The organism is Candidatus Nitrospira nitrosa (assembly GCF_001458735.1).
Lineage (GTDB): Bacteria > Nitrospirota > Nitrospiria > Nitrospirales > Nitrospiraceae > Nitrospira_D > Nitrospira_D nitrosa.
Map to the genome: position 1 here is coordinate 18270 of NZ_CZQA01000015.1, position 22485 is coordinate 40754.

22 protein-coding genes and 2 pseudogenes are annotated in these 22485 nt (G+C 54.9%); 16 read left to right on the forward strand and 8 right to left on the reverse strand.

The window, feature by feature from the left end; genetic code table 11:
* Positions 1-41 precede the first annotated feature (41 nt).
* Positions 42-215 (reverse strand): hypothetical protein, encoded by a 174-nt coding sequence (locus COMA1_RS21285; RefSeq protein ID WP_176698219.1) that lies wholly within the window; start codon positions 213-215, stop codon positions 42-44.
* Between the two features lie 612 nt (positions 216-827).
* On the opposite strand from COMA1_RS21285, the gene COMA1_RS20195 reads away from it, so the two are divergent.
* The 9 genes from COMA1_RS20195 to COMA1_RS20240 all read left to right on the forward strand — a co-directional run bounded on the left by COMA1_RS20195 (position 828) and on the right by COMA1_RS20240 (position 12446).
* Positions 828-3791, forward strand: coding sequence for a 6-bladed beta-propeller (locus COMA1_RS20195; RefSeq protein WP_090751340.1), 2964 nt, complete (start codon positions 828-830; stop codon positions 3789-3791).
* A 10-nt stretch (positions 3792-3801) separates the two neighbouring features.
* Positions 3802-5268 carry an IMP dehydrogenase gene (gene guaB, locus COMA1_RS20200; RefSeq protein WP_090751341.1) on the forward strand — a complete coding sequence of 489 codons (1467 nt, stop codon included), beginning with the start codon at positions 3802-3804 and terminating at the stop codon, positions 5266-5268.
* A 106-nt stretch (positions 5269-5374) separates the two neighbouring features.
* Positions 5375-6931, forward strand: a complete 1557-nt coding sequence (guaA, locus tag COMA1_RS20205; protein WP_090751342.1) for a glutamine-hydrolyzing GMP synthase — start codon at positions 5375-5377, stop codon at positions 6929-6931.
* 87 nt (positions 6932-7018) lie between these two features.
* Complete coding sequence (locus COMA1_RS20210; protein ID WP_090751343.1) at positions 7019-7864, forward strand: pseudouridine synthase; 846 nt, start codon at positions 7019-7021, stop codon at positions 7862-7864.
* Positions 7861-9624, forward strand: coding sequence for an aspartate--tRNA ligase (gene aspS, locus COMA1_RS20215; protein ID WP_090751344.1), 1764 nt, complete (start codon positions 7861-7863; stop codon positions 9622-9624). Before COMA1_RS20210 ends, aspS begins: the two co-directional genes overlap by 4 nt.
* 15 nt (positions 9625-9639) lie before the next feature.
* The gene (gene aroC, locus COMA1_RS20220; protein WP_090751345.1) at positions 9640-10743 is read left to right on the forward strand and encodes a chorismate synthase; all 1104 of its coding nucleotides are present in this window, start codon (positions 9640-9642) and stop codon (positions 10741-10743) included.
* Between the two features lie 36 nt (positions 10744-10779).
* A complete protein-coding gene (locus COMA1_RS20225) occupies positions 10780-11196 on the forward strand; it encodes an endonuclease domain-containing protein (protein WP_090751346.1) in 417 nt (138 codons plus the stop codon).
* Between the two features lie 54 nt (positions 11197-11250).
* Positions 11251-11553 carry a HigA family addiction module antitoxin gene (locus tag COMA1_RS20230; RefSeq protein ID WP_090751347.1) on the forward strand — a complete coding sequence of 101 codons (303 nt, stop codon included), beginning with the start codon at positions 11251-11253 and terminating at the stop codon, positions 11551-11553.
* A gap of 275 nt (positions 11554-11828) precedes the next feature.
* On the forward strand, positions 11829-12446 hold the full coding sequence (locus tag COMA1_RS20240; protein ID WP_176698220.1) for an alpha/beta fold hydrolase: 618 nt from the start codon (positions 11829-11831) through the stop codon (positions 12444-12446).
* Between the two features lie 224 nt (positions 12447-12670).
* Here COMA1_RS20240 and COMA1_RS20245 read toward each other — a convergent pair whose 3' ends face one another.
* The 3 genes from COMA1_RS20245 to crcB are packed head-to-tail and all read right to left on the reverse strand — an operon-like array spanning position 12671 to position 14230.
* Positions 12671-13342 (reverse strand): DJ-1/PfpI family protein, encoded by a 672-nt coding sequence (locus COMA1_RS20245; protein ID WP_090751350.1) that lies wholly within the window; start codon positions 13340-13342, stop codon positions 12671-12673.
* A gap of 30 nt (positions 13343-13372) precedes the next feature.
* Positions 13373-13714, reverse strand: a complete 342-nt coding sequence (locus COMA1_RS20250) for a DUF190 domain-containing protein (RefSeq protein WP_090751351.1) — start codon at positions 13712-13714, stop codon at positions 13373-13375.
* A gap of 3 nt (positions 13715-13717) precedes the next feature.
* On the reverse strand, positions 13718-14230 hold the full coding sequence (crcB, locus tag COMA1_RS20255; RefSeq protein ID WP_218055442.1) for a fluoride efflux transporter CrcB: 513 nt from the start codon (positions 14228-14230) through the stop codon (positions 13718-13720).
* A gap of 86 nt (positions 14231-14316) precedes the next feature.
* Here crcB and COMA1_RS20260 point away from each other — a divergent pair, with 86 nt between their 5' ends.
* The 6 genes and pseudogenes from COMA1_RS20260 to COMA1_RS20285 all read left to right on the forward strand — a co-directional run bounded on the left by COMA1_RS20260 (position 14317) and on the right by COMA1_RS20285 (position 17697).
* On the forward strand, positions 14317-14646 hold the full coding sequence (locus tag COMA1_RS20260; RefSeq protein ID WP_090751392.1) for a type II toxin-antitoxin system RelE/ParE family toxin: 330 nt from the start codon (positions 14317-14319) through the stop codon (positions 14644-14646).
* Between the two features lie 16 nt (positions 14647-14662).
* On the forward strand, positions 14663-14983 hold the full coding sequence (locus COMA1_RS20265) for a transcriptional regulator (protein WP_090751352.1): 321 nt from the start codon (positions 14663-14665) through the stop codon (positions 14981-14983).
* A 19-nt stretch (positions 14984-15002) separates the two neighbouring features.
* Positions 15003-15431, forward strand: a pseudogene (rnhA, locus tag COMA1_RS22060) (ribonuclease HI); the annotation flags it as partial.
* Between the two features lie 135 nt (positions 15432-15566).
* A pseudogene (locus tag COMA1_RS22065) lies at positions 15567-16277 on the forward strand (ABC transporter ATP-binding protein); the annotation flags it as partial.
* 506 nt (positions 16278-16783) lie between these two features.
* Positions 16784-17272, forward strand: a complete 489-nt coding sequence (locus COMA1_RS21290; RefSeq protein ID WP_176698221.1) for a S16 family serine protease — start codon at positions 16784-16786, stop codon at positions 17270-17272.
* A 59-nt stretch (positions 17273-17331) separates the two neighbouring features.
* On the forward strand, positions 17332-17697 hold the full coding sequence (locus COMA1_RS20285) for a hypothetical protein (RefSeq protein WP_090751354.1): 366 nt from the start codon (positions 17332-17334) through the stop codon (positions 17695-17697).
* A 509-nt stretch (positions 17698-18206) separates the two neighbouring features.
* Here COMA1_RS20285 and COMA1_RS20295 read toward each other — a convergent pair.
* From COMA1_RS20295 to COMA1_RS20305, 3 genes are read right to left on the reverse strand one after another with little or no spacing between them, the layout of a single operon-like run.
* Positions 18207-18653, reverse strand: a complete 447-nt coding sequence (locus tag COMA1_RS20295; protein WP_090751356.1) for an FUN14 domain-containing protein — start codon at positions 18651-18653, stop codon at positions 18207-18209.
* Entirely contained in the window at positions 18650-19522 is an 873-nt protein-coding gene (gene ypfJ / locus COMA1_RS20300; protein ID WP_090751357.1) for a KPN_02809 family neutral zinc metallopeptidase, read from the reverse strand. The genes COMA1_RS20295 and ypfJ overlap by 4 nt, the downstream gene beginning before the upstream one ends.
* Positions 19523-19547: 25 nt before the next feature.
* Complete coding sequence (locus COMA1_RS20305; RefSeq protein ID WP_090751358.1) at positions 19548-20204, reverse strand: DUF2959 domain-containing protein; 657 nt, start codon at positions 20202-20204, stop codon at positions 19548-19550.
* 166 nt (positions 20205-20370) lie between these two features.
* Between COMA1_RS20305 and COMA1_RS20310 the strand changes: the two genes are divergently transcribed.
* Positions 20371-20925, forward strand: coding sequence for a Slp family lipoprotein (locus COMA1_RS20310; RefSeq protein WP_176698222.1), 555 nt, complete (start codon positions 20371-20373; stop codon positions 20923-20925).
* Between the two features lie 113 nt (positions 20926-21038).
* On the opposite strand, the gene COMA1_RS20315 is transcribed toward COMA1_RS20310, so the two are convergent.
* On the reverse strand, positions 21039-22469 hold the full coding sequence (locus COMA1_RS20315) for an alginate export family protein (protein ID WP_176698223.1): 1431 nt from the start codon (positions 22467-22469) through the stop codon (positions 21039-21041).
* Between the last annotated feature and the right edge of the window lie 16 nt (positions 22470-22485).

Consider the following 22485-nt stretch of genomic DNA (forward strand, 5'->3'; position numbering starts at 1 on the left):
AATCATCGATTGTTCATGCTGGAGTGTGGGAAGGGTAGTGGTTAGTAATCATCGATTTCGTCAGTTTCATCGAGCATCTCCACCATGACTTCCTCTGGCTCCGCAGTCCATTGGGCTAGTGGAATGCTTTTCGCTTTGAGAATGGCCTCCTGCTCCGTTCCTGCAGCCAAGGTGAGCTCATAGCTCACTGTCTGTTTGACTTGAAACATTCTCATATTGATTCACCTTTGTGCGTATTCTTTGGTCATTGATCCAGCAACTGGGAGCTCTCCGGTCACTTCAGAATGACCCTAGACGTCATCAGCTCGGTGGACCGATGATCCGTTAGCAGGGTCTCTTTTTCCCCTGCATTCGTTCCTGCTCCAGCTCCGTCTGTTGCCGCATCTGTTCAAGTTGAAGCTGAAAGTGCCGCGCTCTCTCGTCGTTCAGGCCTAGAGGTCGTGTAGTCCCACCGACTCCATCTTTCCCGGCGGCTTGGACCAGTATGGTGGTGAGAACGGTGCCCACTATAACACCGAGTATGAAATTCCACATCGTTTTGCTGTCAGGCTCCTTTCTTTAGATCTATCCCACGTCCGGGGATGGGGGCGTGAGGGGATGGTCACCTTTCACGGGAGTTTCCTATCGAGTAGCAAGGGTATTTTAATCGATCCGGCCTCAGATACCATAGTGACATGTCTTGTCTGAGCTAGAAGATGTGTATGGCCACACAGTCGTTGCCTTGACTCTATTTCCATCGCTTTGTTAGAGTGCTGAACCAATCTAAATATTTGAAAGTTCCACCGTTTCTGAACCATTTCCACGAGTAACACTGAGGCAATATTGTGATGAACGCCTGGTTGTGTGATGACTTGCATCGCTTCAATCGTCGCCTATGTATCGATGGGCTCCAAGGAGAATGGGGTGCTGGAGATTCGGTAGCTGAAGAAGAAGAGCTGCCGCTGCCTCCACAAAGTGTCCATGCCAAGCCTGGGAATGGGCGCATTACCATCACCTGGGATCCGGTTCCGGATGCCATGTACTACAATCTCTACTTTCAGACAACAAAGGGTGTGCAGATCAAGTTTTCCGAGCTGACCAGACCCATCGCTGGTCCCGAAGATTTTAAGAGCGCCATCGGGGTCAAGAAGGACAAGTCGACTTGCTTGGAAGGGGCCTCCAGTCCCTACGTCCATGACGACCTCGCCAATGGCACCTGCTACCACTATGTCGTCACGGTGGTGACGTCGAAAGGTGAAAGCCTCGAATCTCAAGAAGTCATGGCGATTCCATCGCCGTATCTCCTCGCCATGGTGATTGGATGCGAGGGAGTCGATGATGGGGAGCTCAGTTCTCCGACCGGTATCACGCTCGACAAGGAAGGCAATCTCTATGTGGCGGATACCGATAACCATTCTATTCAGAAGTTCGACAAGACGGGGAAGTTTCTGGCTCGATGGGGAGGAGAACCCAGTTCGCAAGAAGGGCAGTTCTACTACCCTCGTGGGTTGGCTGTCGGACCGGACGATGTTGTCTATGTGGCAGACAGCGGGAATAATCGCGTGCAGAAGTTCGATCTCGAAGGCAACGCCCAGAAGGCCTGGGGAAAGTTCGGGTTTGCCTGGCGCGGCGCCGAGATGGGCAGGTTCGATGTGCCATGGGGTATCACAACGGATCAAGACGGCAATGTCTATGTGTCCGATACGAGCAACGCGCGGATTCAGAAGTTTCAAGCCGATGGGCAGCCGCTGTTGAAGTGGGGGCGAGACGGCAGCTTCGATGGTGCCTTCTTTTTCCCACGCGGGGTCGCGGTGGATTTTGTCGGAAATATCTATGTGGCCGACGAAAGCAACAATCGTATTCAGAAATTCGACACGCGTGGAAGTTTTTTAACAAAGTGGGGGCGTGAGGGGAGTGGGCCTGGTCAATTCCGGTCTCCCTGGGGGATCGCCTGTGATGCCCTGGGGAATGTGTATGTGGTCGATAGTGGCAATCACCGGATCCAGAAGTTCGATGGGAACGGGACTTTTCTCTGCTCATTTGGCAATCGCGGGAAGACGGAGGGGCAGCTCAACTTTCCCTACGGGATCGCCGTGGACAAGGAAGGCTGTGTCTTCGTCGTCGATAGCGGGAATAACCGCATTCTCAAGTATGTGCCGACTGAAGAGGAATTAAACCGCGGCAAAGAGCAGCCTGCACAGGCTGCCGATCCCGGAGTGGTACAGCCACCTCGCAGTCTTGCCGTCAAGGCAGGTGATACGGAGGTCTTTCTGAGCTGGATGGAGGTGTCGGGCGCGCAGGCCTACAACCTCTATTTTAGTACCTCACCCCACATTACGGTTGAGGGGGCTACCAAGATTGAAGGCGTGACGAATCCCTACACGCACGAGGGGCTTACCAATGATACCCCCTATTTTTATGCTGTAACGGCATCGTTTGAAGATGGGACGGAAAGCGGGTTGTCCGAAGAAGTGACGGCGATGCCTGTGCTGATCGATATCACGGCTCCGCAGAACCCCTATGCCGTGATTAACCACGGGGCCTTCATGACGAATTCGCCGGATGTGGTGGTGACCATCTCCGCGACGGACTTGGACACAGGCGTCGGGGCGTATTTCATTTCCGAGAGTCCATTGACACCCATGGCCGGCACGCCGGGATGGGTGGAAGTGACGCCGGCGATCAAGTTTGGAGCGACGATCCCGTTCATTCTGTCTCCAGCCGACGGCCAGAAAACGATTTATGTATGGTTTAAGGACATTGGAGGCAACGTCTCGACCCCGGCGAGTACCACCATCCTTGTCAATACCTCGGGCTATCTCTGTGTCGCAAAATGGGGGAAGCCTGGCCGCGGTGCATCATTGTTGCACGGCGGAGAATTCATGGCGCCGATGTACGGACTCTGCGTGGATCAGCAGGGATCGCTGTTTGTCGTGGATAACGGCAACAATCGCGTACAGAAATTCGACAGCGCGGGCAACTTTATTATCTTGTGGGGGAGTTTCGGTTCAGCGAATTCCAACTTCCATAACCCCACCGGCATTGCCTGTGACGGAAAGGGCGATGTTTGGGTGGTCGATACCAACAACCATCGCGTGCAGAAGTTCGATGGAAAGCTCGGTGGCTATTTGATGAAGTTCGGCTCACGCGGGAATGGCGAGGGGCAGTTCAATGCCCCCTGGGGCATTGCCGTCGACCGTGTGCGGGGCTATGTCTATGTCGTCGACAGTGCCAATTTCCGCGTGCAAAAGTTCGACATGACGGGCGAGTTCATCATGGCCTGGGGCAGCTTTGGTAACGGTGATGGGCAGTTCTATTTCCCACGTGGAGTGGCCGTCGACCAAGAGGACGGAACCGTCTACGTCGTCGACATGGGCAATCACCGCATTCAGAAATTCGACACCAGTACCAACGTCTTGCCGCAGCTCTTGACGAAATGGGGAGGCAGTCCGGCAGCCGGACATGCCAGCAGTTCCTTGGCGCAGGAGGCCGGGCAGCTGCGCTCGCCATGGGGCATCACCGTTGATGGAGCTGGCGATGTCTATGTAACGGATACGGGGAATCATCGGATCGAAAAGTTCGACCGCGAGGGCAATTTCATCACACAGTGGGGCGGGTTCGGCAACGGTGACGGGCAGTTTAATTTCCCGTACGGGGTCACCGTCGATGCCAAAGGCAGTGTGTTTGTCATCGATAGCGGTAACACCAGAGTGCAGCAGTTCATGCCAGCGGAAGAGGGGAGCGAGCGGTTGCAAGACGAGGCAGAGGATCTGGCCGAGTTGGAAAAAACGCAACGAACTCAGAAGGTCTGACGAGGGAACGATGCTTGATAAAGAGCCGCGATTGGGACTGACCTACGATGACGTGATTCTGGTACCGGCTAAGTCACAGGTTCTGCCCAATGAAGTCGATACGAGCACCTTCGTTTCCCGGAACATCAGGATCAATATTCCGCTGGTCAGTGCGGCCATGGATACGGTGACAGAGTCGCGATTGGCGATTGCGATGGCCCGTGAGGGGGGAATCGGTATTATGCATCGGGTCCTCTCTCCGGCGGATCAAGCCATGGAGGTGGATCGAGTCAAGAAGTCCGAAAGCGGGATGATCATGGATCCCGTCACGATTTCTCCTGATGAAACTATCCGAGACGCGCATCAGCTCATGGCGAAATATAGGATTTCCGGGATTCCCGTTACCAAGGGGCGCAAGCTGGTGGGGATTTTGACCAATCGAGATTTGCGGTTCGAGAGCAGAATGGACCTGAAAGTGTCGCAGGTGATGAAACGGGATCGTCTCGTGACGGCGCCGGAAGGCACGAGCCTCGAGAAAGCGCGGGAGATCCTTCACGAACACCGGATTGAAAAGTTGCCGGTCGTCAACAAAGCGTACGAATTGAAGGGGCTCATTACCATCAAGGACATCGAAAAGCGAATCAAGTATCCCAATGCGTGCAAGGACGGGCATGGACGCTTGCGGGTCGGAGCAGCGGTCGGTGTTGGGCAGGATACTCAAGAACGCGTGACTCTGTTGAAGAAGGCAGGCGTGGATCTTGTGGTGATTGATACCGCCCACGGCCACTCACAAGCCGTGTTGAATACGGCGAAGATGATCAAAAAGCTGTATCCGGACCTTGAGCTGGTTGCGGGCAACATTGGTACGGCAGAGGCGGCAAAGGATCTGCTGAAAGTCGGGGTCGATGCGGTGAAGGTTGGAGTTGGGCCGGGGTCGATCTGTACGACGCGGATTGTGTCCGGTGCCGGTATGCCGCAGCTGACGGCCATTGCTGATTGTGCCAAGGTTTTGCGGGGGACCGGAGTCCCGGTCATTGCGGATGGCGGGATCAAGTTTTCCGGTGACATTGCCAAAGCGCTCGCGGCGGGGGCCTCGTCGGTGATGCTCGGTGGGCTGTTTGCCGGAACGGAAGAGTCTCCCGGAGAGACCGTGCTGTATCAGGCCAGAACGTATAAGGTCTACCGCGGCATGGGGTCCATCGGCGCGATGGAGCGCGGAGGCGGCGATCGCTATGGACAGGGGGGACGCCCGGCGCAGAAGTTGGTTCCTGAAGGAATCGAAGGGCGTGTGCCGTACAAGGGGCCCTTGGCGGCTGTGGTGTATCAATTGGTCGGTGGTGTCCGATCCGGCATGGGATACTGCGGGTGTAAGTCGATTTCCGATCTCCAGAAGAACGCCACATTCATCAGGCAGTCCGTCGCCGGTCTCCGAGAGAGTCATGTCCACGATGTGATCATTACCAAAGAAGCGCCGAACTATCGAATGGATTGGGAATAGTTTCGGTAAGGGGTTAGGAGTAAGGAGTGAGGGGGCCGAGTCCTAACCAGTCCTGTGATGAATAGGTCCCCCTTACGCCTCACCTCTTATTCTTTACCGCATCAAGATGGAACTCTGGCACGATAGAATTCTGGTTTTGGACTTCGGGTCGCAGTATACGCAGTTGATTGCCCGCCGCATTCGCGAGGCGCAGGTCTACTCGCAGATTTTCCCCTGTACGGCCTCACTGGCGACTATCCTGGCCTATCGGCCGAAGGGCATTGTGCTGTCCGGCGGACCGTCCAGCGTCTACGAAAAAAAGGCCCCGATCATTGCCAAGGAGCTATTTGATCAAAACATCCCGATCTTGGGGATCTGCTACGGAATGCAGCTGGTGACGCATCTGTCTGGAGGAGAAGTCGCCAAGTCGACCCATCGTGAATATGGTCGTGCAGAGCTCATGATCGATGATGCGAGTGATCTCTTTCAAGGCGTGGGGAGCAAGAAGCTGACGACGGTCTGGATGTCGCATGGGGATCGGATCGAACGGATGCCGCCGGGATTCCGATCGATCGCGCATACCGGTAACTCTCCCGTTGCGGCGATGAAGCGGGACGATGCCGAGCGGCGGATCTATTGTTTACAGTTCCATCCTGAAGTGGCGCACACGCCGGAGGGGACGAAGATTCTCCGCAACTTCGTGTATGAGATCTGTGGCTGCAAACCAACTTGGACCATGCAGTCCTATGTCGACACGGCGGTCAAGCAGATTCGTGAACAGGTCGGCAAAGAGCGAGTCATCTGTGCGTTGAGCGGAGGGGTGGATTCTTCTGTCGCAGCAGCGCTGACGCATCGGGCGATCGGGGATCAGCTTACCTGTATTTTTGTTGATAACGGTGTCCTGCGGGCTGGCGAACGGGAACAAGTGCAGAAGACCTTTGCCTCGCAGCTGCATTTGAATCTCCGCGTGCTTGATGGGACGAAGCCATTTCTGGCTGCACTGAAGAATGTGACGGATCCTGAACGAAAGCGAAAGATCATCGGCCGGCAGTTCATCAAGATGTTTGAGGTGGAATCCAAGAAATTGAAAGGCAGCAAGTATCTTGTTCAGGGGACGCTCTACCCGGACGTCATCGAGAGCGTGAGCTTCAAGGGGCCTTCCGCTACGATTAAAACCCACCATAACGTCGGTGGATTGCCGGCGCGTATGAAGCTCAAGCTGATTGAACCGCTACGAGAGCTCTTCAAAGATGAGGTGCGGGTGCTGGGAACAGAACTGGGATTGCCCGACGACATCGTCTGGAGGCAGCCGTTCCCAGGACCGGGATTGGCCATTCGTGTGTTGGGTGCGGTGACGCCGGAACGGTTGGCAATTCTTCGCGGGGCGGAAGCCATCGTCGATGAGGAAATTCGGAGCGCGGGACTCTACCGTGAAATCTGGCAGGCTTTTGCCGTGCTGTTGCCGATTCGCACGGTGGGAGTGATGGGCGATCAGCGGACGTATGAGCACGTCGTTGCGATTCGCGCGGTGACCAGCGTCGATGGGATGACGGCCGATTGGGCGAAGATTCCCAACGAGGTACTCGGTCGCATGTCGAACCGGATCATCAACGAAGTGAAGGGTGTGAATCGGGTGGTCTACGACATCAGCTCGAAACCGCCGAGTACGATTGAATGGGAGTAGGAGGAGAGGCAACGTGCGGCCAGGTGGCTTCTGTGCTCGGCGCATGCGCGCAGTAGAACCCACATTGGTCACCCGTCGCTAGGAGTTATGGAAATAAGATTGCAGAAGCTCATCGCCAGTACTGGGCTGTCGTCTCGCCGGAAGGCGGAGATGATGATCGCCAGCGGCCGCGTGACGGTCAACGGCAAGGTCGTGACCGAACTTGGAACGAAGGTCGATGCCGGGCGCGACCACGTGAAGGTCGATGGCAAACACCTGACTTCCGCACAACCGTTTGTGTATCTGGTGTTGAACAAACCGAAGAACGTGATGTCCACTTTAGATGATCCGGGCGGGCGCCCAACCGTGAAGGATTTTTTGCACGGTGTGCTGGTGCGAGTGTTTCCAGTCGGACGATTGGATTTTGATAGCGAAGGGTTGATGTTATTGACGAATCATGGTGAGCTGGCCCAGGCCCTGTTACATCCGCGATACCATGTTCCCAAAACCTATCTGATCAAGGTGAAGGGCGTGTTGGGGGACGAGGAGATCAGACAGTTGGAGCAGGGGGTGAGGCTCGAAGATGGCATGACCGGTCCCGCCTATGTGAAGAAGGTGAAGAAGGCGGAGCAGAACTCTTGGCTAGAGGTCACCATCCGAGAAGGGCGGAAACATCAAGTCAAACGGATGTTGGAGTCAGTCGGACATCCCGTGCTGAAATTACAGCGAATACGGATGGGGCCCTTGTCCTTGGGTGGGCTTGCCCCAGGTGAATTTCGATTCTTGAGCGATCGGGAAGCAAACGCACTGCGAGAGCTCGTAGAAGAACGGAAAGATGCGGTTGAGCGGGGAGAAGAGCCGACGCCAAAATCGAAGCGCCCAGTTCGGCAAGCGGGATGGGCCAAGCCGGCGCGAGCGAAACAATTTTCTTCGAAGAAAGTCAGGGGGGCATGAAGATTCGTACGCATCGCTGTGGAGAGTTGAAGAAGGCCCAGGTGGGCCAGACCGTAGTCTTGAACGGCTGGGTACAGCGCCGACGAGACCATGGCATGGTCATCTTTATCGATCTGCGGGATCGCACGGGGATTACGCAGGTGGTCTTCAATGCTGAACGCAATCTTCAGTGTCATCAAGCGGCTCACTCGCTCCGCAGTGAATGTGTTGTCTCCGTGACCGGGCAGGTCATGGCGCGACCGGATGAGTCGAAAAACCCTGATCTCTCGACCGGTGACATCGAAGTCTTTGTCGACGAGGTGGAGATTCTCAACGAAGCCAAGACGCCGCCCTTCTTAATCGAAGACGATGCGGATGTCACGGAGTCCATCCGACTGAAGTATCGGTTCTTGGATCTTCGTCGCCCCAGGATGCAGCAGTTGTTGAGTCTTCGGCACGGTATTACGCAAGCCACCAGAGAATTTGTGAATGCCGAAGGCTTTTTGGAGGTCGAGACGCCGATTCTGACCAAAAGCACGCCGGAGGGGGCTCGTGATTATCTCGTGCCGAGCCGGGTGAATGCGGGGCAGTTCTTTGCGTTGCCGCAGTCACCGCAACTATTCAAACAGGTGCTGATGGTGAGCGGCGTCGATCGCTACTATCAAATCGCGCGCTGTTTCCGAGACGAAGACCTCCGCAATGATCGGCAGCCGGAGTTTACGCAGATCGATTTGGAAATGTCGTTTGTCGATCGTGAACAGATCATGAGCCTGATGGAGCGGATGATCGTCACGATTTTTCGCAACGTCGGAGGAGTGCAGTTGCCGACGCCATTTCCTAGGATGACCTATGCGGAGGCGATGGGCCGCTATGGGTCTGATAAGCCGGATCTTCGGTTTGATATGCCGCTCCATGATATGACGGCCTTCGGCGCGGCGAGTGAGTTTAAGGTCTTCAAGGATGCGGCGACGAAGGGTGGGATCGTCAAAGCATTGGTCGTGAAGGGTGGCGCGACACTGTCCCGGACTCGAATCGATGCCTTGGGAGAAACGGCCAAGAGTTTTGGCGCGAAAGGTCTCGCTTGGTTGAAGTTGACGGCAGAAGGGCAGTTGGAGTCTGTGATTGCGAAGTTCTTGGACGCGAAGGCTTTTGCAGTGGCACTACCGGAGGCGAAGCCGGGAGACCTGGTCCTCTTTGGCGCCGACAAGCCGGCTGTCGTGCATGACGTGATGGGGCGCATCCGTCTCCTGTTGGGAGAAGAACTCAATCTCATCGACAAGACCGCCTGGAAGCCTCTATGGGTCATCGATTTCCCCATGCTGGATTATGATGCGGAGCAGAAGCGGTACATGGCCATCCACCATCCCTTCACGGCGCCGCTCGATGAGGATCTCCCGTTATTGGAGTCCGATCCGCTGAAAGCGCGGGCCAAGGCATACGATATGGTGCTGAACGGCAGCGAAATCGGCGGCGGCAGCATCCGTATCCACCGTCGCGATGTACAAAGCAAAGTGTTTGATCTGCTTGGGATCGGGAAGGATGATGCGGTCCTCAAGTTTGGCTTTTTGCTTGAGGCGCTGGAGTATGGCGCGCCACCGCACGGCGGGATCGCCTTTGGGCTTGATCGCCTGGTCATGCTGCTGGGCAACGCCGATTCGATTCGTGATGTCATCGCGTTTCCCAAGACTCAACGCGCGCAATGTCCACTGACCGACGCACCCTCCGCTGTCGCGGCTGATCAACTGAAGGAGCTGCGCATTAAGCTAGATCTGGTCGAGTAGGGAGTGTCCCTCTATATGGCCGGTAATACATTTGGTCACATCTTTGCCGTTACCTCCTTCGGCGAAAGCCATGGGCCGGCGATCGGCTGTGTCGTCGATGGCTGCCCACCTGGGCTGGCACTCTCAGCCGAAGATATTCAAAAAGACCTCGACCGGCGTAAGCCTGGAACTTCCCGCCATGTGACCCAGCGGCAGGAGTCCGATACCGTTGAAATTCTCTCAGGGGTGTTCGAAGGCAAGACGACTGGTACGTCGATCGCGCTCTTGATTCGGAACGAAGACCAACGGAGCCGGGATTACGGCAATTTGGTTGATACGTTCCGGCCAGGACACGCCGATTACACCTATTGGCAGAAGTACGGCATTCGCGATTATCGAGGTGGTGGACGTGCCTCGGCTCGTGAGACAGCGGTTCGTGTCGCTGCGGCGGCCATTGCAAGAAAGTGGCTCAATGAAAAGTATGGGGTCGTGATTCGTGGCTATCTCAGCCAGCTCGGACCGCATGAGTTGCCGTTCAAAAGTTGGGATGCTGTGGGGCAGAATCCATTCTTCTCAGCCGATCCCGATGCAGTTGCCAAACTGGAAGCCTTCATGGATGAACTGCGGAAAGCCGGTGATTCCGTTGGCGCTAAGATTACGACGATCGCCGAACATGTGCCGGTTGGATGGGGCGCACCGGTCTATGCCAAATTGGATTCGGACTTGGCCGCTGCCATGATGAGCATCAATGCCGTGAAAGCGGTTGAAGTTGGATCAGGCTTCGCCTCGGTCACTCAGCGCGGATCGGAACATGGCGACGAACTGACCCCGGAAGGCTTTCTCTCCAACAACGCCGGCGGAATTCTCGGTGGGATTTCAACCGGTCAAGATGTTGTTGTGACGATCGGTATTAAGCCCACATCGAGCATTCGCATCCCACGCAAATCTATCGATAAGCAAGGCAATCCGGTCATGGTCGAAACCAACGGCCGCCACGACCCCTGCGTCGGCATCCGCGCCACACCGATCGCCGAAGCCATGATGGCCCTCGTCCTCATGGACCATGCGCTGCTGCATCGCGCGCAGAATGCGGACGTGAAGACAGCCACGCCTAAACTTCCCGGATCAGCTTCGAAATAGTAAAGAGTGCTTTCGGTTTATGCGTGTGGAAGTCGGATGGCGCAACAAGATCAAGACTTCCTCGCCCCCAACGGGGGAGAGGGCAAGGGTGAGGGGGCCAGGAGTTCTGGGCATGCCAGAGGGCTTCGCCGAAGACAGACCGAGAGTGAGCGGGTGCTTTGGCAGCGGTTGCGTGACCGGCAACTCCATCAGTCCAAATTTCGTCGACAGCATCCCATCGGTCCATACATCGTCGATTTCTGTTGTCCGGCCTACCGACTCGTGGTGGAGCTCGATGGCGGCTACCATGCTGCGCAGATTCGTGCAGATGAGCGGCGAACAACCTTCCTCATGCAGCGTGGCTATCAGGTACTTCGGTTTTGGGATCACGATGTGCTAGCTAATCGTGAGGCTGTATTGCAGGCGATTGAACAGGCCTTGTCCCACCCTCTCCCTCTGAGAAGGAGAGGGTGAGGAGAGGGCAATTCACACGATTGCCCAAAGAGCCCAAGAGGGGAAAGGTGCCAAATGGCACGGAAACGGGTGCTTGAGCCGATTCATCCAGGTGAGATCTTGTTCGAAGAGTTTATGAAGCCCATGGGCATCAGCATCAACCGGTTGGCTCGGGATATCCAGGTATCTCCGGGACGGATCAGCTCCATTGTGAATGGAAAACGCGCCATCAGTGCCGATACGGCGCTTCGATTGGGCAAGTATTTAAGGACGTCGTCGGACCTCTGGATCGGACTCCAAGGGGAATTTGATTTACGAGTGACCAAACGCACAATCGGGCCTGAAATTGAGCGATGTATTCAGGCCTATGTCGCGTGACAATGCCATGATGGCCCTTGTCCTCATGGACCATGCGCTGCTGCATTGGGCGCAGAACGCGGACGTAAACACCCCCCACGCCAAGAATTCCTGGATTGGTCAAACGGATGAACTCGTAAGACAAGCTGAAACCTGCATCGAGGGTCAATCCTTATCCTACCGAAGCGTAATAGCTTTGTGTGTATGAAACACTTCTGGTCAGTCCATATGGATGGTTTGGTGTCAGCAGGGGATTTGCTGAAAATATCTACTGGGTTAGCCAGTGAAACATTGAATTGTTCTACACCATTATGATCCATGCCATTCCCGGTATGGGTGCTGACCGCCGCATGTATCCAATTCCATGGTCAAGTCTGCCTGAATTCTTCGCGCACGACTGGATGCCCTATGCGAATGAGCTGAGTCTGGCCGATGTGGCTCGGTCAATGTGTGAAGCAATGTCCATTGAGGACGGCGATATCCTTGTGGGTTCTTCTTTGGGAGGGATGGTTGCATGCGAGATAACAAAAATCAGAAGCATTCCGGTTCTATACTTGATTGGCAGTGCGGTACAAAAAGAGGAGATTAACGGACTTTTGGCTCTGCTTCATCCGCTTGCGAAGATTGCCCCGATCGAGTGGCTTCGATTTTTAGCAGGCAAGATCCCGATGGATGTCGCACAGATGTTCGCGGAGATTGAGCCTTCATTTATTCGGGCAATGTGTTCAGCCATTTTCCAATGGGACGGGCTTGGGGCTACAAACACAAAGGTCTTTCGAATCCACGGTAAACACGACATTGTTATTCCTGTACCAATGCAGGCTGATCTATTACTTGATGGTGGGCACCTAATCTCAATGACGCATGCAGAGGAGTGTGTGACATTTATCATGACTAACCAACGGATTGGCTAATAAGGGTCTGTCATGTCTCACCATGTATGTGGAAGGATTGGAGTAAGGTGTGGATCACGCGGACATAAAGTCAAAATCCGATGTGCCTATGGTAGACCGGGACTCTTGTTAATCTCAAGGCAGACGCGCTGGATAGTGTTTCCTCCATAGGATAATCCAATAAGCTTTGTCTTGCTTTATTTCACGGACAGACATCAAAGCAGACCTTCTAAGCTACGATGTCACTACTGCGTCGCCTGGAGTTTGGCGAAGGCCTCACTGGCTGCGGTGACGATCTGTGCCGGCGCCTTGTCTGGACTCCCGGCATTGAATGGGGGCTGCGGGTCGTACTCAATGAGGAGTTGTGTGAGCTGAGCGGCATCGGCGCCGAATTCTTCGGCGACCAAGGTGAGTGCCATATCAATTCCGGATGAGACGCCGGCAGCCGTGAGGACCTTCCCCTGACGGACGACTCGCTCCTTGGTCGGGATCGCGCCGAATTGTTTCAGGGCATCAATGGCGAGCCAATGGGTCGTCGCTTGCAGGCCTTGAAGCACGCCAGCTGCGGCAAGGGCTAAGGCCCCGGTACAGACCGAAGTCGTCCACTTGGTGGTCTTGTGCGCCTGCGTGATCCACTCGATGACTTTGGGATCGCCCATCACGGCTTGCGGATAGGGTGTGCCGGGGATGAGGAGAATATCGGGTCTGGGTGTCTCGTCCAGCGAGTAGTCAGCGGTGAGGCGAAGTTTGCCAAAATCCGTTCGTTTCACACCTCGCTGAGTTGCGACAAAGCGGACATCGGTCTTGAGCCCTGGTGCCTGAAGGACTTCGTAAGGGCCGATCGCGTCCAGCGCGGTCATGCCGTCGTACAATAAGATCGCAACTTGTAAGTTCTTTCCATCACTTGCCTGTTCCATTGCCCTCTCCTTATATTTCATGGACACCCATTACTTGGTCTGTCCTTGAATAGAGCGTATTTCGATCATCTGCACCGTGGTGAAGAGGTCTGTCGAGACCTGTGGTTCGAGGAAGGCGAGGAACTCTTCGACTTTGTCGCGCGTATCGATAATCTCAATGGTGATGGGGAGATTCTCAGCCAACCGTTCAATCTTGAAGGTGTGGATCACACGGGTGTGGGGCCCGAATCCCATGAGCCCTCGGTAGACGGTAGCGCCTGCTAGTTGCCGGGCATGGGCTTGAGCGACGATCCATTCATAAAGCGGCCGCCCGTTGTGTTTGTCCGCTTCCCCTGCGTAGATTCTCAGAACACAACCGTTTTCAATAGGCATCGGTCATTTCCATAACAGATAGGCCGTGGAGTAGCCGAGCCAGACGGCGCCAAGGCCCAGGACCGTATGGCCGATGATGTTGCCGCAGGCGAGCCACAGTTCTCCATCACGTAAGAGGTTCATCGTTTCGTTCCCAAACGCTGAAAACGTGGTGAACCCACCAAGCAGCCCGACTATCAGAAAGGCTCGAGTTTCCCCAGTGATCACACCTCGTTGATCAGCCAGTTCCGCAAGGAAGCCGACCAGTGCGCAGCCGAGAATATTGACTGCCAGGGTGCCGAACGGGAATTGAATGCTCTTGCTCAATTGTTGAGCATAGCCGCTCACCAGATAGCGAAGGATCGAGCCGATGAACCCTCCGGTGCCGATGAGGAAAAGCGTTCGCAGAATATGACTCTCTGTAAAGGTCCACTCGATTGACGCCTCATTGTACTGAAGTGCTTCAGTCGAGTCACGTGAACAGGTGAGAGCGAGTAGAGGGAGAATTGTTGATCTACGTTGTTTGTCGTCCCTCATGAACTTATTCTAATGCTCAGCGGTAAGTTATTGCGTCCTGTGGTGCCATGGTGGTAACGTATGAGTTACTATAGAGTATGTTGGATATCCGTATACTTGAATATCTTGATCTGCAGGCTCGCTCACCGTTTTCTATTTGGTTTGAGGGGCTGAATGCTGAGGCGGCTGCTAAGGTAACAACAGCGCTCTATCAGATTACTACTGGCAATTGGTCAAATGTAAAGGGTGTGGGGTCAGTTGTCTTTGAGCGAAAGATCCATGCGGGGCCTGGGTATCGAATCTATTTTGGTAAGGACGGTGCCCAACTCGTTATTCTATTGGGAGGCAGTACAAAGCAGAGACAGCAGCAGGCGATTAAGACGGCCATAGAGCGATGGGCAGACTACAAACGTCGTAAGAGTAGCAAGATAGGTTGACGTTTAGGGAGGTAACATGGCATTGACGAGGGAATTTAGGCATACCGTAGTGGCCCGAGTACAACGTGATCCTCGATTTCGTGAAGTTCTATTTACTGAGGCGCTCAATGCATATTTTTCTGGAGATACGACTGTGGGAAAGGCAATGTTGCGGGATCTTGTCAATGCAACGGTCGGGTTCGAAGAACTAGCCATGACTCTGAAAAAACCCAGTAAGAGTTTACATCGGATGTTGGCACCTCGTGGTAATCCCAGCACGGACAATTTCTTTAGCATTGTCTGCGCCCTCCAGAAGAAGGCGCGTGTGAAATTACGTGTGACCGCAAAAGCGAGTTAACCGAATGCGTAACAGGCGAATGATCGACATCTATACCGATGGAGCGTGCAGTGGGAATCCTGGGCCTGGGGGCTGGGGTGTCTTGGTGCGTGACGGGAAGACGGAAACGGAATTCTCAGGTGGCGAGCCGGCGACGACAAACAACCGGATGGAGTTGCTCGCCGTGATTGAGGCTTTACAGTCGTTTTCTCAGCCGGTGCAGGCCCGAGTCTACACCGATTCGCAGTATGTGCAAAAAGGCATCAGCGAATGGATTCATAGCTGGAAGCAGCGTGGGTGGAAGACTGCCGGCAAGGAGCCTGTCAAGAATGAGGATCTGTGGCGGAGGCTTGATACGTTGGCTGCCAGCCATACGCTCGAATGGCATTGGGTCAGGGGGCATAACGGGCACCCTGAGAATGAGCGGGTCGATGCGCTGGCCCGAGCCGGGCTTGAGCAGGCACGCCGAGGTAGGAAACCAGCCGATCGGTCAGCGGCGGTTCCTGTCGAACCGCCTCCTCCTTCAGCCAAGACGACGGCGATCGTCGAGATTCAGCATGCGACGGTCTATCGAGGGGACACCTGTGTCTTCTCAGATTTTTCCTTTGCGCTCTATAAGGGTGAGCATGCGGCCATCCTTGGCCCGAATGGGGCAGGGAAATCCACGTTGCTCAAGTTGTTGTCGGGTGAAGTGCACGCGATGCCGAACGATGAGACGCGGTGGGCGCTTTTCGGCGACGAACAGTGGAATGTCTGGGATGTGCGTAAACAGATCGGTATTGTGTCGCATGACCTGCAACGAGACTATTTGATCTGTGCTGAAGGGCTGAATGTGATCTTGTCAGGATTCTATGCGAGCAACGATACCTATGCCTATCAAGAGTTCAGCAAGACACAGATGACCAGGGCGTATGAGGTGATGCAGGAATTGGGAGTGATGGACTTGTCTGGTCGCCGCTTCGGCCATATGTCCACCGGGGAGCAGCGGCGGTTTCTATTAGGCCGAGCCCTCGTACATGATCCGCCGGTATTGGTGTTTGATGAGCCAACCAGCAGTCTTGATCTCAAGGCCTGCTTCCAATATCTCGATCTGCTGCGCGCCCAGATGGCCAAAGGAAAGACCGTTCTCCTTGTGACCCACCATCTTCATGAAATCCCACCGGAGATCGACCGAGTCATCTTCCTCAAAGAGGGGAACATTGTTGCGGACGGTCCCAAGTCAAAATTACTGACCAGTGAGCAGGTCAGCCGACTCTTCGATAGTAAAACCACGCTTTTGCAAGCCAATGGATGGTATCAGGCTCTGCCTGGGTAATACCGTACTCGCTTCTCTGGCAATGCCTCAAAACACCGTTTTTTGACGAAATTTTGTTCGAGAGCTAGGCTTCTGATGCTGATCTTTCTTGTAAACCAGGTATGCATCAAGGCTTCTCGAAATTCACGTTGCGGCGGAACCTGACCTTTCTCCTTGTCATTTGTCACTTTTGTACAATGGCCTCTACCCTTCTTAGCCCCGCCTGGGCTGAGACCTGGGTCTGTCCCAGGCCAGGGCAAGCAGATCTGTATACGGACCGTGAATACCCGGGCTGTCGGCAGCTCGGGGACGGAAAGACGTATTCCCCGCTGACTGTATCCCCAGCGTCAAAGGCGCCGCCAAGCCGCAATCTTTCCCCATCGGTTGCGAATCCCGTCTCGTCAGAATTTTCACAGCAACCATCGGGGAGAAAGCCCTTGCCCTTCTCAGACGTCACATTGTCTTTGCCCCTCTTGAGTGTTGGGCAAGATCGGGTTGGTGTGATTACTGGTTCCTGGAGGGGGTATGTGGCGCAACTTGCCGTCGGGTACAAGGCTGATGGGAAGGGGCCGGAGATTCTTGGAGACTCAAACTTGATGCTCGTCTCTGCCCTTTCTTTTCAGACAGCGGTCGCCGTTGCCACCAAGGCGGTGGGGTACGATCCTCGCTATCTCACGGTCCGTATCTTGGTTCCGACGCGAATGGATGGGCCCAGTGCCGGCGGGATTTTTGCCGTGGGCATTGCGGCAGCCCTACTTGGTGATTCGATCCGCCCGGATATCTGTATGTCGGGGACAATCGAATCGGACGAGCAGATTCAAGCCGTGGGGCGACTCGTGGATAAGATGAATGCTTGTCGGGAACTGAGAAAGACCACCATGATTGTGCCCGATGCGTTGGATAACAGTCACCTGAGCTTCACCGGGGCGGAGCGGTCCATTCAGGTGATCGAGGTGCATACACTCGGGGAGGCCTATAGTGCCGCTACCGGGCAAGCTCTGCGTCACGTTCCGTAAAACTGTCACGATCCGGAATGCTTCATGAGCAGCATATTTCACAAAGAGGAGGCAACGTGATGAACCCCACCATACGCGTGATGGCGGTGACGCTGATGGGCCTAGCCGGGCTGGTTTCCGTCGTACGAGCAGCGGATCCGGTCTCCATCAGCTCTCTGCAGGCCTATCCCGAAGCGTACAAGATGAAGGTTGTCCAGATCACGGGGATGGTCAGTGGCTATCAGATGCACCACTTCATTGGGAGCAACTCGAAGCTGGAGAAGTGTATTCAAAACTTTCTCGTTGATGACGGGAGCGGAATGATCGAGGCCAGCTATGCGGCGCTCTGTCAGATGGGGCCGGTCCTTCTCAAAGACGGCGATCAGGTCACGATCGAGGGGCATTATTTGGGGACGTTGGACGTGAAAGCGGTGCAGAAGTATTGAAAAATATCATGCCAGAATTCGTACTCCTGTCTCCTGCAGAAGATCAGCAATCAAATCTTGACAAACAATCCACTGACGCGATCATCTTTACTTGTTCAAGTCTTGAAACAATACTAATCTCCAATAAATCTGAGATAGAGGTGAGGTTTGGCTCGGCATTTTTCGGTGAGGGTTAGCAGCTTGGTTAGGAATTGTTTATCCTCGTTCGTTTTAGCGATATCAGCTATGCGATGTAGCTCTTCTATGAGCACTGGTATCTGAAGCCGATTGAAAATCGTGTTTCCGTACAGATCGATAAAGCGGAGGCAAGCATACGAACTATTCGTGGCTTGGGGAATTGCAAGGAAGAGAAAAGTATCTAGCAGCAATTCTCCTTCGGGGTTACCGCTTTCGTCTTCTAACTGAATCGTTATGCCCATAGACCGTCTGTCATCTTTACCTACGGCTTTACCACTTCAGCATCAGAGTATGAAGCTCAAACGTTAAGGGAAATCGGGCAACAAGTTCAGCTACTTCTTCCGTAATCCAAAAAACGCTCCGGCGACACCCGCACCGGCTGAGGGGAGGTAGCCAACCGCCACTTCTTTCAAACTCTGGGCTTGGCCTTGTGCCCAATTGAGCGTGCGATTCACATCGCTCTGAATCAGGTTCCACTCGAGGTGAATCCAACCGGTGGTTTTCAGGATCGCGACGAGTGCCGCCAATGAGAGCGTAATGATCACGGCAATTTTGAGAGTCTTCCGAAAGGCCCACCCGACTAAGAATCCACCGAGAAAGCTGGCGCCCCCGCGGGCGAGCGCCGGAGACATCATATCGGTGAGCCACGCTCCGAGCCCCGCCACGGTTGTGGCGCCGGCGGCAAGGAACGGCTTCGCGGCCCATGGCGGGTCGGACAGCAAGGGCCCTAGTGTTTTCGCAAGCAGGCTGCTTTTTGCCCCAGGAGCTGGATTGCTCATAGCCGACTATTCTCAAACGTATTGCAGACCGCTGGGTCGCCGGATTCCAGCCCGCGCTTGAGCCAGGTCATCCGCTGCTCTGACGAACCGTGGGTCCAGCTTTCCGGTTGAACGTGTCCACGTGACTTCTTTTGCAGGCGGTCGTCGCCGATGGCTGCGGCTGCGCGGAGGCCCTCCTCGAAATCTCCAGGCTCGATTAAGTTCCGGTTACGTTTGGCGTGATAGCCCCATACACCGGCATAGCAATCGGCCTGCAGTTCCATGCGAACCGACAGGGCATTGCCTTCCACTTCAGAAGCCCGTTGCTGGAGGCGGTGGACTTTTTCGGCGACGCCCAGGACATTTTGCACATGGTGACCGACTTCGTGCGCGATCACATAGGCCTGGGCGAAGTCACCCGTGGCGCCCAACTGCTGTGCCAGCTGATTGAAGAACGATAGGTCGAGATAAACCCGTCGGTCGTTGGGACAGTAGAACGGGCCAACTGCCGATGACGTGGTCCCGCAGGCGGATTGCACCGCGCCGGTAAACAGCACCATGCGAGGGTCTTGATATCGTGAACCAAGGAGCTCCCGCCAGGTCGTTTCCGTGTCGGCGAGGACGACGGACGCAAAGCGCCCCAGTTCATCTTTGGGAGCCCCGACCGCTCCTGATTCAGATGGGGCTGAGGGCGCGATTGTTTCGGTCACGCTTTGCACACCCGTGAGGAGGTTCAGAACAGTCAGTGGATTGACACCGGTAAAATAGCTGACCGCCAGGGCCAGCACAATAGTCCCGATACCAAAGCCGCCTCGTCCGCCGATCCGGGCCGGGCCCATTCCACGGCGATCTTCAATATTGTCGCTTTCGCGTTGGTCGTCGATCCGCATAACAATTCCCTCGTGCCTCGCACGATCAGTCCGATTCCTTCTCCATCGTTTGAATGAACTTGTCGGCCTCAGCAATAGAACGGTTCATATCTTTCACCAGCTGATCAACCTGCGCGTCCACTTTCACGAGTTCGCCCTTGATGGCGGAGAGTGCCCGCGCATTCAGATTGTGTTTCAGATACAGGACCTGGTCGCGCAGCGGTTTAAGAACCGGTTCAATTCGCTGCTCTGCCCGCTTCATGGCGCCCAGCATCTCTCGGTAGCGGCCCTTGGTCTGGGTGAGTTTAGCCTGACTTTTCCGGCGGAGGTCGGCGCTGGAGTATTGCCCGAGTTCTGTTTCCCATTCGGAAAAGAGCGCATCGGCCACGCTCTCGACGTCGGAGATTTTCTTCCGGACCGCTTCGGCACTGTCCTCGCTGTTCTCGAGCTCGCCGTTCAGCTTCTTATAGGTGGCTTCCAGGTCGCCACCTTCGTAGGCGACGACTTTTCCGAATTGTTCGAGCGTAGTTTGTATTTCTTGCTTGGCATCTTCTTGTGCATCTCGCGCTGACTTGACGCGGGTGCTTAGGATATCGCGTTTGGCATAGCCCATCTTCTCCATCGTGGCCATATAGGCCTTATCGCAGGAGGCGAGACTCAATGGTAGTAGTGATAATATGGCGGCTAGGAGGAACCTGAACATCTTCACCTCTCTCCCTTGGGATGGCGTCAACGAGCGAGCCTGCATGCTGGGTGGCGGCTCGACACTGCATCATAACTGAAGATGTATGGCGAGAAAACCCCTAAGTTGCCGCTCTCACGAAAGCTGGTACGTGGAAACGGCATCATCTTCGCGCTATAGTGTGCCTATGCGTCTTGCCTCTTTCAAGTCTTTGTGGGTGGCGGCGTTTATTCTTGTTACAGCGTGCTCTTCGCAACGGGTGGTCCCGGAGTCGCTTGAACCTCTCGTCGACCGAACTGTCAGCTTTCATGAACTCCTGAGTACTCCAGAATCGTACCAGGGGAAGGTTGTGATTCTCGGTGGGGTGGCCCTCAAGGCAAAGCGTCTGAAGGCGGGGACGCAGATCGAGCTCCTACAGTTACCCCTCGATACAGGCGAAAGGCCAATTCTTGACCGCCAACAATCACAGGGGCGATTCTTGGCGATTCAACAGGAATTTCTCGATCCTGCCACGATTGTTGAGGGAACAGCCATGACCATTGTCGGAGAAGTGTCCGTGGCCAAGACCGACTATCTCGATGACGTGGAATACCGGTACCCGGTTGTGATCATAAAACACCTCCATTCCTGGCTGGCTCCGTCGTATACCCATACTCACCCACGGCCCAGATTCTCAATTGGGCTTGGGGGCGGGACAGGAGTCGGCCTTGGTGGGGGTGGTGGATTCGCCATTGGATTTTGAGTGAGGCGTTGAGGAGCCTGGACGGTGGACCGTCTCATTTCCCTACTCCTAACTGATGACTGAATGAAGAGTATCCAGTTTACTTTTTGCCATTCACATTTCACCCATCTGAGCTAGTAAAAATTATATCGTAGTAGGAAGCTGGCAAGGAGTGCCCCATCATGCCACGTTTCGCTAAAGGCCTTTCCGGGGAAGAAGTACCCCAGGACGAACTTGGTCTGCAGATGCGGTATGCCTTGATAGCCCACCACAAGGTCCACTTCGCTGCCGATATGCTTGCTGAGTCCCGTCGGGTCCGTGTCAAGGTCGGATCCACCAATGCGCTTCGAGGCATGATCTTGTAGGTAATAGTGATAGACCAGGTCGAAGGAGGTCTTGGAGAACGGTTTGATTCCCAGGCCACCAGTAAAGACCATGAGGTTGGTTAGTCTGGGATCCAAGACCTCGCCATAGTATTTAAAGCGTGCAACGCCATTGAGTTTGTCAGAGTTGCCTTGAAACCCAGACTGTCGAAACCGCGAATCGACGTGGTCGTTGGGATTGCTGTCTCCTGTCCCATAGGCGTATCCGATGGTGATGGACGGCTCCCAGGCCCTCTCGAATACCTGGGTGAGTCCGACGTCGATCGCCTCACCTCGAATGCGCTGGCCTCCATCTGAGCCACGGACCGCGGCAGTTTGCAGCCAGTATTTTAGGTTGTCGAAAAGCCGCCCACCCGATTGGAGACCGAACGTGATCGGTTGGGCCGTCCCGAGCCGTTGCTGATCCTGATAGAGTGCAAAGAGTCCGATATGGTTTTTTTTGCCGAATTTATAGTCGGCATACGCGTAATAATTGATGAACCCTTCCTCGTCCTCTTCCGCCTCCCGCCTCAGGAGATTCCGCTGAACGAGGTTCAGTTGGCTGACTGAGAGCTCTACCGAAAATTGTTCATACTGGTAGCCCAGCCTGATCGCGTCCATGTTTTCATTGAACAGCCAACGCCGGGAGTCGATGAAGCGTTGTCGTCCGACTTGGAGTCGTGCGCCAGGGACCACGTTTTTCACGGTGAGAAAGGCAAGATTCATGTTCAACTCGGTGGTCTGTGACTTCTCCTCGATCTCCTCGACGGCAAGCGGTATTTCGAGCACTGGATTCACGTAGAGCTGCAGATATTGATTGGGCTCATATGCGAACGCGGGAGCGAAGATCGGCGTCAAGGTGGTATCGGCTTTGCCCAAGGTCGACGAGAGGTCATAGTGACGATTGGTCTCTCCTTCGAGCGAGGTATAGCCGCCGACGAACAAATTGGGACCGATGGGGATCGTGGCTCGTGGTGGGGCGTTCGGGTCAAACGGCTCGATCGTTGAACCGGTCGCTTGACCGTTCGTGGCGCTGTAGGTTGGGAGGATCGGACCATTCGTTGCGGGAGGCTGGTTCGATGGCACAGTTGATGGATTTGTCGGTTCTTCGGTGGGTTTCGTTTCGGCATGCACCATGTTGGTGAACCCGAGGGTCAACGCTGCCGCCAGTAGAGTGAGTCGAGCTACAGAGATATGATTCATGTCTGTTGGACGCAAT